Source organism: Streptomyces sp. NPDC045026, assembly GCF_056432625.1.
The window spans coordinates 716,664-729,520 of sequence record NZ_JBWKIS010000001.1 but is presented as its reverse complement, the minus strand read 5'-3'; the positions used below and the strand labels follow the sequence as shown (position 1 = coordinate 729,520).

At 70.1% G+C, this 12,857-nt stretch carries 10 protein-coding genes; 1 reads left to right on the top strand and 9 read right to left on the bottom strand.

The annotated features are described in order from the left end of the window. Positions 1-263: 263 nt before the first annotated feature. Entirely contained in the window at positions 264-845 is a 582-nt protein-coding gene (locus tag AC07EJ_RS03285; RefSeq protein ID WP_389487698.1) for a TMEM165/GDT1 family protein, read from the top strand. Between the two features lie 153 nt (positions 846-998). On the opposite strand, the gene AC07EJ_RS03280 is transcribed toward AC07EJ_RS03285, so the two are convergent. The 9 genes from AC07EJ_RS03280 to AC07EJ_RS03240 form a co-directional block, all read right to left on the bottom strand. Further along, positions 999-2,204 (bottom strand): alkyl sulfatase dimerization domain-containing protein, encoded by a 1,206-nt coding sequence (locus AC07EJ_RS03280; protein WP_389487700.1) that lies wholly within the window; start codon positions 2,202-2,204, stop codon positions 999-1,001. Between the two features lie 51 nt (positions 2,205-2,255). Next, the gene (locus AC07EJ_RS03275; protein ID WP_478883633.1) at positions 2,256-3,608 is read right to left on the bottom strand and encodes a DUF1254 domain-containing protein; all 1,353 of its coding nucleotides are present in this window, start codon (positions 3,606-3,608) and stop codon (positions 2,256-2,258) included. Positions 3,609-3,666: 58 nt separating this feature from the next. After that, complete coding sequence (locus AC07EJ_RS03270; RefSeq protein ID WP_478883632.1) at positions 3,667-5,742, bottom strand: acetate--CoA ligase family protein; 2,076 nt, start codon at positions 5,740-5,742, stop codon at positions 3,667-3,669. Between the two features lie 29 nt (positions 5,743-5,771). Beyond that, positions 5,772-7,058 (bottom strand): MFS transporter, encoded by a 1,287-nt coding sequence (locus AC07EJ_RS03265; RefSeq protein WP_389487706.1) that lies wholly within the window; start codon positions 7,056-7,058, stop codon positions 5,772-5,774. A 232-nt stretch (positions 7,059-7,290) separates the two neighbouring features. After that, on the bottom strand, positions 7,291-7,911 hold the full coding sequence (locus AC07EJ_RS03260; RefSeq protein ID WP_478883631.1) for a TetR/AcrR family transcriptional regulator: 621 nt from the start codon (positions 7,909-7,911) through the stop codon (positions 7,291-7,293). 73 nt (positions 7,912-7,984) lie between these two features. After that, the gene (locus AC07EJ_RS03255) at positions 7,985-8,503 is read right to left on the bottom strand and encodes a DUF3592 domain-containing protein (protein ID WP_478883630.1); all 519 of its coding nucleotides are present in this window, start codon (positions 8,501-8,503) and stop codon (positions 7,985-7,987) included. A 189-nt stretch (positions 8,504-8,692) separates the two neighbouring features. Next, the gene (locus AC07EJ_RS03250; protein WP_389487712.1) at positions 8,693-9,385 is read right to left on the bottom strand and encodes a DUF899 family protein; all 693 of its coding nucleotides are present in this window, start codon (positions 9,383-9,385) and stop codon (positions 8,693-8,695) included. A 225-nt stretch (positions 9,386-9,610) separates the two neighbouring features. Further along, positions 9,611-10,762 (bottom strand): hypothetical protein, encoded by a 1,152-nt coding sequence (locus AC07EJ_RS03245; RefSeq protein ID WP_393584002.1) that lies wholly within the window; start codon positions 10,760-10,762, stop codon positions 9,611-9,613. Between the two features lie 110 nt (positions 10,763-10,872). After that, positions 10,873-12,726, bottom strand: coding sequence for a SpoIIE family protein phosphatase (locus AC07EJ_RS03240; protein WP_478883629.1), 1,854 nt, complete (start codon positions 12,724-12,726; stop codon positions 10,873-10,875). Between the last annotated feature and the right edge of the window lie 131 nt (positions 12,727-12,857).

Below are 12,857 nucleotides of genomic sequence, written 5' to 3'. Positions count from 1 at the left end.
CGACCACGACCCCCAACTGCGTCAGCCTGGACGGCAGCGAAGGGGAGTAGTCCCGAGAACCACTGGTCGACACACTGGGTGTTCCAGGGCACCCCGGCCACCGGGCTCCCGCACACTGTGCGGGGGCGGACGAGACCTTCGGCCAAGGCATGATCCGACCCCACTGGCGTGTGGGCCGTTCCATCGTGCCGGGCCGAGTGGTTCTCCCGTCGCCCATGGGGTGCCGACGAGCTGACGGTCCAGCCCCGGCAGAGAGCAAGACAATGACCTTCGACCCCATGGCGTTCCTCACCGCCTTCGGGCTGATCTTCCTCGCAGAACTCCCCGACAAGACCATGTTCGCCTCGCTGGCCATGGGTACCCGGATGCGACCGCTGTACGTGTGGTTCGGCACCTCAACCGCCTTCATCGTGCACGTCGCGATCGCCGTGGGCGCGGGCAGCCTCCTCAGCCTCCTCCCGGACATGGCCGTCAAGCTGGTCTCCGCCGCCCTGTTCGCCTTCGGCGCCTTCGTCCTGCTGCGTGGCGGAGACGATGACGACGAAGAAGGCGCGGGCAAGACCGTCACCGGTTTCTGGCCCGTCTACACCACCGCTTTCATGGCCGTCTTCATCAGCGAATGGGGCGACCTGACCCAGATCACCACCGCCAACCTGGCGGCCACCAACGGCTGGCTGCCCACCGCCATCGGCTCGGCCCTGGCGCTGATGTCGGTCTCCGCCCTCGCGCTGCTGGTCGGCCGGTTCATCGCCCAGCGCGTCCCCCTCAAGACGGTCCAGCGCATCGGTGCCGCGTGCATGGCCGGACTCGCCGTCTGGATGCTCATCGAGGCCTTCACCGGCTGACGCCGCAGCATGAGTGCCTGGCGGAACCCGAGGCCGGGTGCTCAGTCCTTCCGATGCGCCAAACTGTCTGCGGCCGACGTGCCCGAGGCGGCCCGCAGCGACCCCCTGCGCTGCGGGGGACGCCGTCCGGGAGCGGCTCGGATTCCGCGCCGCTCAGTCCGCAGACCCGTAACAGCTGCGCGAAACGTAGCTGGTGGCCTGCTCCTTGCGCAGCGCGCACAGGTCGGACTTGAGCTTGCGGGCCAGCGCGACGTGAGCGTCGTCTCCGGGAGCCATCGCCAGCAGATCGATGACGTGGAGTGCCTCCTGCACCCGGCCCTCGTCACGGAGGCGGCCCGCCTGGTCCAGGACCGCCTGCTTGTCGGTGATGGCGTCGGCGCGCACGCCTGCTGCCACCGTGGGCCGGCTGGGGTGCAGGTGGGTGGGGTTGCCGTCCCACCAGCCGGATTCCGACCGTGCGATGTCGCGCACGACGAAGTCACGATGGCCGTAGTTCTCCGCCATCCAGGGCACGTCGAACAGTTCCGTCGGGTAGTCAATGTCGTGCACCACCTCGTCGACGGCCATGCCTTGGTTGAGCCGCTCGACGACCGCGCCACGCAGCCAGCGCAACGCGGCTGCGGTGGCGGTCAGTTGCTCGACGGCGCCTTCGCGGATGGCCGGGCCGAACTCGGGGATGACGATGGCCGGGTCGAGCGCGGCGAGCCTGTCGAGCGTGTCCGCCCAGCGCACGGTGTCGCGCAGGGTGCGCATCGGGGTCCCGATGTTGGGGATGCCGTTGATCACGGCCGCGCTCGCGTACAGGATCCGCTCCCCCGGCAGCCACACCGCGGTGACGTCGTCCGTCTCCGACGGTGACCACAGGAGCCTGACCGTGCGGCCCGTGCCGCCCAGGGTGAGCGACTCGGTGTAGGTCTGGTCGGGGAAGGTCAGCGGGGGCGCGGTCGGGAAGTCCTCGACGGGCCTGCGGAACTGGCGTGCGTTCAGGTGGTTCTGCAGGCCCGCGGTCTCCAGGTATCGGCGGTATCGGCGCACGACGTTCTCGTGGGCGATCACCGTGGGGCGGGCCTCGCCGCGCTCCTCGGCGGCCTCCAGGAAGCCGGGCACCCCGTAGTTGTAGCCCAGGTGTCCGTGGCTGTAGACGATCCACCGGACCGGCTCGTCGGTGTGCTTGCGCAGCCGGTCCAGTGCGGGGCGGACGAGCTGCGGGGCGGGACCGGCGTCGACGACCAGCAGACCCTGCCCGGTCTCCACGGCCAGGCTGTTGCCCTGCAGACCGATGGTGAACACCCCTGGTGCGACGGTCTGCACCTCCCGCTGCCCCAGCAGGGGGTTGGTCTCGGCATTCGTGGTCAGCATGAACGAAGCTCCTCAAGTGTGCGGCCTGGAAGGGGAATTCACGCATCGAGATCAGTGCCGCTCGATGGGCGGCAGGGCGTATGTGCCCTCCAACATCTCCTGACGCGGCTCGTAGAAGCGGAGCGTGAGCTCGAACTTCCCAGCCGGCGCGGGCAGCCAGTTCGAGGGGCCGTCAGCGGGTTCCGTGTGCTGGACGAGAAGGTCGAGCGACCCGTCGCTTGCGTACGTGAGACCGGGCGTCCTGTCCCCGATCGCGTACCTGTCGATGACGTTCGCGACGAGGAAGTTCTCCTCGTCGTAGACCGTGAGCGACCAGAAGGCATCCACCGGCGGAAGCCGGTCGGCATCGAAGTGGAGCCGGTAGGCGTGGTCTCCGCTGAGCCGGATTCCGTCCGCGTCCAGGCGGGTGCTGGCATAGACGGCTTCTTCCGCCGTGAGCGCGCCGAGGCCGTGGCGGGCGATGATTGCGCGGAGGAGGTAGTTCTGACCATAGGTACCGATGTCGAGGTCGTAGGACCAGCCCGTCGCCTTGTCCGCGTTCTTCTTGCCTCCCGTCGACTCCCGGCAGCCCAGGAGGCGGTCGCCGAACTGGACGGCCTGTTCGAAAGCGAGCCTGGTCACGCCGGTGGAATTCCCGGCGGGGCGGCACTCGGGGCCGATCCCGATCGAGGCGAACCTCTCCAGGAGACCCTTCTCCGAAGCGGGGGCCGGATTGAGTTCGAGTGCGGCGCCCAGCTCGTCGAAGAACGCGATGCCCGAGGCACCGATGTCGTGGGGCGAGGCCACGGGCCCCGTCGACCAATACTCGGCCCGGTCGCTCTCGACGGCCGGGGTCAGCCGGTAGCGCGCCATCACGTCCGACGCGGCCTTGAGATCGTGCTCCCCGTCGACGATCGTGCGGCCGAGCAGCCAGACGCTGTCGGTCGGGGCCGTCAGGACGGGTACGCCTGGATGGTCGGAACTCTTCCCGCTCCAGTGCGGCCCGACGACGAGATGGCGGCCGGCCGCCGTGCCCGTGGTACGACTGCCCACATACGCCCAGGTGTTGGTGTACGCGTCCAGGAACTGAAAGCTGTAATAGCGTCCGTCGACCTCGGGCACCTCCAGGATCACCGGCCCCCGCGACAGGTCCAGCCAAGCCGTGGAGTAGAGGGTGTCATTGTTGGGCTTGACGATTTCGCGCTCACGCGGGGTCGCCAGTTTGGCCCGGTGGCGGAACTGGTTGACGGGTGAGCCGAGGCGGCTGCCCTGCTGAGTGAAGAGCTTCTTGGTGCGCTCCATCAGGACGAGCGGATAGCCCCACACGAATGCCTCGACCGCAATCGTGAAGGTGTCGGTCGCCCGCTCGGCGAATGTGGCCGTGTCACTCGGCATGTTCGCCTTCCGGGTCGTGGTTGCGCTCATGGTCTCTTCCCCTTCTGGTCGCGGCGTTACGGAACTTCTGCGCTGTGCCTCGAAAGAGTCACGCGGGGTCTGCCGGACGTTCGGTGGCCAGCACGAGGAGCGAGTCGACGGCGACCGGGGATCCATCCAGGCCGATGAGGAGCGGGTTGATGTCGAGTTCGGCCACAGTGGGCGCCTGGGCGATGAACTCGCACACCAGCGACAACACCTCACACATTGCGGCGGGTTCGAGACCGGGGTACTCCGCGGCCAGCATCGCGGCCACCTGTTGCACGGCGCCCGGCCGCGCGGGAATCCGGATGACGTGCCTCGCCGCGCCCGCGTCCTCCGCGCGATCGCCGCCGGGCCCGACGACGACGGCCGGCCCGTACTGCGGATCGCGGACGACCCCCACCGCGAGTTCCCCGCGGTGCGCGAGCTGGGGTTGCACCACTGTCTGCGCGTCGCGCAAACCCAGTTCGGCGGCCCGCTTGAGCAGTTCGGCCGCCACCTCGGTCAGGTCCTCCCCCGGGACTTCGAGGCGTACGAGACCCAGCTGGGCTCGGTGCGGGGCGTCCGGGGAGTCGATCTTGACGACGTAAGGCCGACCCTCGCACGGCCGGGGATGCGCGACTGCGGCCGTCTCCAGGTCGGCCGTCTCCACGTACGGCACGCCCAGCTCCGCGAGAAGCCTGCTCGCGAGGACTTCGGTCACCACGCCTGGCCGGCACGGCAGTTGGGAGACCACACGGGCCGCAGCCGCCTTCGCGGCCGTCGCGGCGCCCTCGTCGACGGGATCCGGTGCGGGCACCCGCATGACTGCGGGGAGCGCTCGCATCAGGCCCGCGATGCTTGCGTGGACCACGCCGGACGGCGTGCCGGACGGCGCACCGTCCGGGGGACACGCCCAGACCAGCCAGGCCGGCGTCTCCAAGTCGGCTACCTTCACTGCGAGTTGACGGTAGACCTCCGGGAACTGATCGCCGAAGGTGAAGTAGCAGATGATGCCGTCGAGGACGGGATCCTCGTCGAGACGATCGAGGAGTTGCCCGAACGACTCCGTGTTCCGGTAGAACTGCCCGCCCAGGTCGATCGGATTGTCGCTCGCGGCGATCCCCGACAGGTCGAGTGCCTCCACGGCGGCCCGCGTGTACGGCCCCAGCTGGGGCACCTCGGCGCCCAGTGCGGTCAGCCGGTCGGCGATCACCGCCCCGGCGCCGCCCGACATGGACAGCACCGCGAACCGGGGCCGCGGGGGCAGCGCGACGGGGCGCTGCATCGTGGTCATCAGGTCGGCGAACGTCTCGTCGTCCTCGGCCATGACGATCCCGGAGTCCCGGCACAGCGCCCTGAAGTGCAGCGGGTCGCCCGCGACGGCCGCGGTGTGCGAGAGCGTGGCGCGGCCGCCGGCTTTACTGACGCCGGATTTCAGGACGACGACGCGCTTGCCGAGTTCGGCCGCGCGCCGGCCGAGCCCGGCCAGTGCGGCGGGGTCCCGCACCTGCTCGACGTACAGGCCGAGCACCCGCACGTCGGGCCGCTCCAGGAGGTAGGCGCCGATGTCGGTGAGCCTCAGGCAGGCCTCGTTGCCGACACTCGCGTAGTAGGAGAACGCGGCGCCACGCTGGTTGAGGAGGGCTGCCAGCACGAAGCCCATCGCGCCGCTCTGCGTGACGATGGCGAGCGGTCCGGGCGGCGGGGCAGGGCGTTCCACGTACGCGCTCGGGGTCACGTCGGCCGCCACGGGCTTGCTGACCACGCCGAGGCAGTTCGGCCCGAGCAGCGGCATGTCCCCTGCCGCGGTGCGCAGTTGCTCCTGTAGTTCGCGCCCTTGGTCCCCTGTCTCGGCGAAACCGGCGGTGAACAGGACCACCGCCCTCACACCGCCGCGCCTCGCCCGTTCCACCACGCTCACGGCGGAATCGGCGGGTACGGCGACGACGAGCAGGTCCAGCAGGTGCCCCTCGCCCGCCAGGTCGCCGATGGTGGGCAGTTCCGGATCGGGCTCCCGCGGCTCGACGGCGTAGATCTCGCCCTCGTAGCCGCCGGCCTGCAGCACTTCGACGAGGCGGCGGCCCCAGGTGCCGGGGCGCTTGGACAAGCCGATCACACCGATTCTGCTGGGGAAGAAGAGTGCGTCGAGCGGGTCGGACATCAAGTAGCTCCTTCGATTCGCCTGCGAATTCAGCTGGTCAGCCCGAAGCGGCGGGCCTCGCGTTCCGGGTTGACGGTGAGGACGCCGGTGAGCCCGCCGACGATCATCAGAGCGGCGGACACCGTGAAGGCGACCTCGAAGCCGGAAGCCGCCGACGGGGCGGCATCGATGATCCGGCCGGTGACGGCCGGGGCGACGACGCCCGTGAGGGTGACCAGGGCGGTGCTCGTGGCCAGTACCGAGCCTCGGCGTCGGACGGGGGTGACCTGCGCCCCGACGAGGTAGTTCAGTGGAAACACCGCACTGGGCAGCCCGAAGGAGAGGGTCATCAGAAGCAGGGCGAGCCCTCCTCCCGCGAAGGGCAGGGCGAGTATGCACACACCGGCGGCAGTCACCAGCAGCCCGCCCGTGACGCCACGGGCGACGCGCCCGGTCGCTCCGCGGCGCATCCAACGGCCCGTGATCCAGGGGACGGTCAGTATCACGGCCGCGCCGACGATGTTCGGGACGACCACAAGCCTGCCGGCCTGCGCCGCGGTGTATCCGAGAGAGGTCTCCAGGTAGGTCGGCAGCCAGGCCACGGACAGGGTCAGGGCCCAGTAGGCGCCGATCCCGGCGGTCAGCGTCCCGAGCCAGGTGCCGTTGAGGAAGAGCCGACGGTAGGAGACGTGCGGCTCGTCGCGTGCGTCCGCGCCGGCGGTGCCGCGCAGCCCCGCGTCGTACGTGTCCAGCGGGCCCTCGCGGCCGACGAACGCCCACACGGCGACCCATACGAGCCCTGCCACCGCCAGGACGGCGAACGCCGAGCGCCAGCCGTGGTTGCTGATGAAGTACACCAGCGTCGGGGCCGCGATCGCCAGACCGAGCGCTCCGCCCATATTGATCAGCGCTGTCGGAACCGACCGGGAGCGCTCCGGAAACCACTTGTGCACCGCGTGCACCGCCATCGGCGCGGTCGGCCCCTCCGCCGCGCCCAGTCCGATGCGGCTGAGGTAGAGCGCGGGAACGCTGGCAGCCAGCAGTACCGGCAGCGCGGTCAGCGACCACACCACCGCGAGCGCCGCCAGAATCCACGTCGCACCGACCCGGTTGGAGACGAAGCCGACGACCACGGCCGCAAGGCTGAACAGCAGGTAGAAGGCGCTGGCGATCGCGCCGTACTCGCCCGCGGTGAGACCGAACTCCTCCCTGATCGGAGTCGCGGCCAGTCCGAGCACCGCCTTGTCCGCGAAATTGATCACCATCAGGGCGACCAGCATCGCGGTGACCGCCCAGCCGCGCATGCTCCGCGATGCGGGCGGTCCTGTGTCACGCACTTCAGATCTTCCGACCAACTGCGGTGCCGTCATCGTCACTCGCCTCCTGGCCACTCGGGGGATCCGCGCATACCGCGTGGTATGTCCGGCGCCACCGATGAAACCGCCCCTTTAGCGTTCCGTCAACGGTCGGCACAGCACCTCTTTAGCGAAACGCTAAACTCCGACAGGCTTGCAGGGGACGGGAATTATGGCATTGACCTGCGCGTACCTGCGCCGCGAGGTCGGTGGATCAGTCCTTGGCGGAGTTCACCGAAGGACCGTCCACACCGCCGCTGAGCCGTTCGGCAAGTGCGACGACCCGGTCGTCGAGCTCCCGGACCCCCACGCCGAACTCCTTGGCCAGGCGCGACCGGGTCAGGACGTAGCCGACCGTGAGGGACTGAAGGGTGGCGTGCAGGGCGATCAGGTCGACGTCGTCGTCGATCAGCCCCTCTTCGCGATCGCGCCGCAGCAGTCCCTGGGTGCGTTCCAGGTCGGGCATCAGCCTCAACTGCGTGTCACCGTCGAGGAGCAGGAGCATCGCGAGCCGCAACGCCGAGGCGTATCGGATGCTGCCCTTCAGCACGTGCCGGACACGGCCGGCGAAGGGCATGGGACCGTCCTGGATGCGGAGGGCGACGATGCGCTCCCTGACGTTGCGCCGCAGCGCCGAGCGCAACAGGTCCCGGCGGGAGCCGAAGTAGTGGTACACCAACCCACGGTTGACTCCGGCGCGATCGGCCACCTCCCGGAGGTTCAACCCTCCGAGGACACCGTCACGTTCGAGCAGTTCGCGTGCGGCTCGTTCGAGTGTCTGGGCGGTGAGTTCGCTGTCCATCGACGGACCGGAGGCCTTATCGTTCTTGCCCATGACCTCACCCTACGACGCGGCGCCAGTACGACCGCCTCATCGTAGGGTGCGCACCGACGACCGCACCGGGTGGTCAGCCGACCGCAGGGACCACGGTTCGGGATCCGCTCCGCGCGGCGCGGGCGCGCCGCCGTGTCGCGATCGCAACTCCCGTCCCGATGCCCGCGATCAGCAGCCCGACCCCACAGAAGACCAGCGGAATGAGCCACAGCGAGACAAACCCGTCGATCTTCGCGTCCCCCGGGTCATCGGCGCGGTACAGGACATCAACCCGCTCGCCCGTGTCGTACGACGGCGGGTTGGAACCCGCTGAGCTCTGGAACGTTGTCGGTGTGCCGCCCGCCGGCGTGAACTCGACCACCGGGTAAGCCATGGGCCCGCTGCTCTGCCGTGACTTGCTGGATGAACTGACGTGATCGTCCCGCCACTCCAGCGACACCACGGTTCCTTCGGCACTCTCCGCGTCCGTCACGAACGAGATCGACGCCCCCGCCACGATCGCACCGATGACGAAGAACAGCGTCCCGAACCCGATGACCCCGAACGTGACCCACCAGCCGGCACTCCGCCGCCCGCGTACCTGAACCTGCACAACTGTCCTCTCACTGGTCCGGAGTGAGAGGACGTTATCCCAGGTGCAAAGGCCGCTGCACACCCGGCCCCACGTCGTTGGCGGTATCGGTCGAGGTCGTCGGCATCGGGCATCGGGCATCGGGCATCGGGCATCGGGCATCGGGCATCGGCTGACCGTGCGCGGAACGAACCTCACTGGACGGTGGGTTCAGCTGTTCTCGCCGTATGCCGCCGCGATCTCCTCCGACTGTGCCCACCGGCTGTACGTCGGCTGCTGCGGCCAGCCCTCCGGCGAGTCCTGCCACACCTCCTGCCGGCCGTACGGCAGCAGGTCGACCAGGCCGAACAGATGGCTCAACTGCTCGGTGCCGCGTCCGTCCGTGTGCCAGGTCCGGTACACCTTGTCGCCGTCGCGCAGGAACACGTTGACCGCGAATCCGGTGTTCGACGCGGCGCCGACGTCGCCGCCGAACGAGCTGTTCGCCGTCGAGTACCACGTCATCTCGTTCCCGACCTTGCGCTTGTACGCGAGCGCCTCCTCGATCGGCCCCTGGGTGACGATCACGAACCGGGCGTCGAACTTCTCCACGCCCAGGAGCCGGGTGAACTGCGTCGTGAAGCCGGTGCAGCCACTGCACTGCCACTCCTCGTCCTCGAACCACATGTGGTTGTAGACGATCAGCTGCGGGTGGTCGCCGAAGATCTCGGCGAGGCGGACCGGACCATCCTCGCCCTCCAGTACGTAGTCGGGCATCTCGACCATCGGCAGCCGGCGGCGCTGGGCGGCGATCGCGTCGAGCTCCCGGGTGGCGGCCTTCTCGCGGACGCGCAGCGCCGCCAGCTCCTTCTGCCAGGTGGCCGCGTCGACGATGGGCGGCAGGGCGTTCTTGGTGGTGGACATGGTGCCTCCGGACGGATCTCGTGCCTGTCTGGGAGTACAGACTCCCCGGGCGGCCGGAAGTCATCGGTCGTCCCTCAGCAAGATCGCATCGGCGACGGCGACCGGCATCTTCAAGCCCACGTGGTCAGCCAACTGGCCGGACCACGGGCCTGCCGTACCCGAACACGTTGTCGTACCCGAAGGTCGCCGCCGCACCCGAGCCCCAGGGAGGGCTCCGCCGCCCCCCTACTTGTTCGGCCCCCGGAAGCGGCCGAACGCCTTCGTGAAGGCGGTCAGCGGTGAGCCGTCCGGTTTGACCGACCCCGGGTCGGCCGGCCGGGGCACGCCGGCTCCGCCGGTCGCTTCCGCCAGGGCGGCCTGCGCCGCTTCGGCCGCCTCTCGGTACAGGTCACAGGACTTCGTCATGGCCTCCAGCGCCTCGGCGTACCGGGCGACCATGCCCTGCGCGTGGACCAGCTCCTCGTCCGGGGTGAGCAGGTGCCAGCCCTGGCGCAGGCGCGTCAGGGCCCGCTCGGCGTCGACCGGCAGCGGACGGGGCAGCGCGGCGAACTCCTTGATCTTGTCGAGGAGTTCGGTCGGCTCCGAGCCGTCCAGGAAGACACTGCGCACCGTGAAACGGTCCGCTGCGTAATCCGGTACGGGCGGCACTGTCGGCAGGACCACCGCGCCGCCGCGCGGCATCCGCACGCTCAGCTCCCGCTTCATCGCGACATCGGCGATCTGGGCCTGGGCCGGGGTGCCCCGGTGCTCGATCACCCGGTGCCTCAGGCTCGGCGGCAGGAACGCCGAGACGGGCTTCTGCCCCATCGCGTCCGGCGTCATCGCCTCGTGCACCACGACATGGATGAACCAGCTGTCGCGGGTGCAGTCCCGGAGCCGGTGGCGCAGCTCGTCGTCGTCCTTGGGCAGGTAGTTCGTCGCCCTCAGGCGCACGCCGCGCACCGTGTCGTGGTCCCAGTCGACCCGGTCGCTGTCGGGCCAGAACATGGTGGCGGGCGAGGGCCAGTGCGCGTCCCACGCGCGCTCCGCCTCGGCGGCGAGGACCCAGATGACGCCCTCGCCTTCCTTGCGGCGGACCTCGGGGTCGTACGTCGTCAGCTGTGCGCGCACCGTGACGTCGTCGGCGACGCGCCAGCGGGCCTCGAAGAGGCGGCGGGCCGAGGGGCCGGGGTCGGCGGACCCGTCCCGCGGGTGCAGGACGGTGGAGCGGGCCGCCTCGACGGGGTCGAGGTCCAGGAAGTCGTCGAGTACCCCGGCCGCCTTGAGGGCGATCAGGTTGCGCCGGACGTCCTGCTCGGGCTCGGGCCCGAGATGGCGCCCGCGCCCCAGCCACGCGGTGTCGGGGGCGGTGGTCGAGGAGCTGCTGTTCTTGGCCATGGATTCGTTCTGTGGGTGACTGGGGGCCTGACCAGTATGGTCCCTGCACCCGCCGATGGAAGGGGAACCCCCGACTTCACGGACCGCGGCGGACGGCCTGAACCCCGACGTCAGGCGCGAGGGGGTGGCTCCGGGGCGCGGCGCATGTGCGCGTCGACCGCGGGCGCCTGGAGCACCAGCACCGACAGGTCGTCCTCGACGGGGCCCGTCCCGAAGTCGTGTGCCGCTCGGCGCACATGCTCCGCGAGGGCCTTCGCGCCGAGGCCCATGCCCTGGCGCAGGACATCCGCGAGACCGTCCTCGTCGTCCAACTGCCAGTTGCCGCGGCGTCGTTCGGTGACGCCGTCGGTCACGCACAGCAGCGTCTCACCGGGCGCGAGATAGAAGGAGCTGGCACGGAATTCGGCGCCCTCGTCGATGCCGAGCAGCATCCGGGGTTCGCAGGCCGGTTCCACTCTGCCGTCGGCGAACATGTGGAGGGGCGGGGGGTGGCCGGCGCTGGCGACCCGGCAGCGGGCTCCTGCCAGGACGGGGTCGACGGCCAGCTCCCCGTACAACAGGCTCAGGAAGCGCGTGGCGGCCTGCTCGCCGTCGGCCGTGAGGGCCTCGGCGCTCTCCTCCGCCATGGCGATGTTCAGCCGGTCGAGCACCGATTCGACGCCGTGGCCTTCGCGCGCCAGGAGCCGCACCAGGTGCCGGGCGAGGCCGGTGACGGACATCGCCTCGGGGTCCTTGCCCTGCACGTCCCCGAGCAGGAAGCACCAGCGGCCCTCGCCCTTCGGGAAGATGTCGTAGAAGTCGCCGCCGACGGTCTGGCCCTCGCCGTGCGGCTCGTAGACGATCGCGGTGTCGATTCCCGCGATGCTGGCCAGGGTCGTCGGCAGCTGTCTGCGCTGGAGGGCGACGCTGATAGTTGTCTGCCGTGTGTACTGGCGTGCGGTGTACACGGCCTGCGCGACGCGGCGGGCGACGTCGTCCACCATGCGCACCACTGCGTCGGTCATCTGCAGCTGGCCGGTCCGGCCGAGCAGCAGCACCCCCACGTCCATGTCACGGACGGTGAGCGGGAAGGCGAACGCCGACCCGCCCGCACGGTCGGACCCGGCGCTCTCCGGCCAGGGCCAGGGCGTACCGCCGGCCCGGATTCCGGCGGACGGCGCGATCCGCTCCAGCTCCTCGCGCAGCGGCACGATGCGCCGCTCGTCGACGTGCCAGACCCGGGACAGCTTCAGACCCCTCCCCTGGGATTTCAGCCAGATGCCGCACCAGTCCGCGAGCCGGGGTACGAGCAGCTGGGCCGCCAGTGCGGCGACCATGCCCTGGTCCAGCTGCCCGGCGAGAAGCTCGCTGGTCTCGGCGAGGAACGACGGGCCGCTGCGGTCGACCCATTCGGCTGCGTACCCATGGCTGAGCGCCAGGTGGTCCGGCGGCCTCGCGCCACCGGTTTCGGCCGGCCCGGCCTCGGGTCCACCGCTCTCGCCGGTACGGGCCGAGGTGGCGTCGGTCGCCGCGGATCCCGGCTCCGCCGACGAGGACTCCAGCCGGAACCACACCCGCTTCTCCGACCGGCGGTAGGTCACCCCCCAGGCCTGGGAGATCGCGCTCACCAGCTGGAGGCCGTAGCCGGGCTCGCCGTGCCGGGCGTCCGCCGCGGCACGTACGCCTCTGGAGGGGTGGCGGTCCACGACCTCCACGACGACGGCCACGCCGGTGTCCGGGTCCCGCTCCAGGCGGCAGACCACGTCGATGTCGGTGCCGGCGTACACGACGGCATTGGTGACCAGCTCGCTGACCAGCAGGATCGCGTTGTCGACGAGCCCCTGGGGGACGCTCCCGGGAGCGGGAGTCGCGTCCTGGCCAGGAGGCGTGCCGGTGGTCGGCATCCTGCCTGTGAGGACCTCACGCAGGAATCTCCGCGCCTGTGCGGACGCGAGCTGGTTCGCCGGCAACTCCTTGCTGCACACGAATTCAGCCGAGTGTGCGGGCAACGGGATCACGACGCCCCCTGGGGTGCGCCAACAGCGCCTGGGAGAAGTATTTTCGCGCCCCTTATAATATGACAAACATGCACAAATACGCCGCTGGTGTGCGCGAC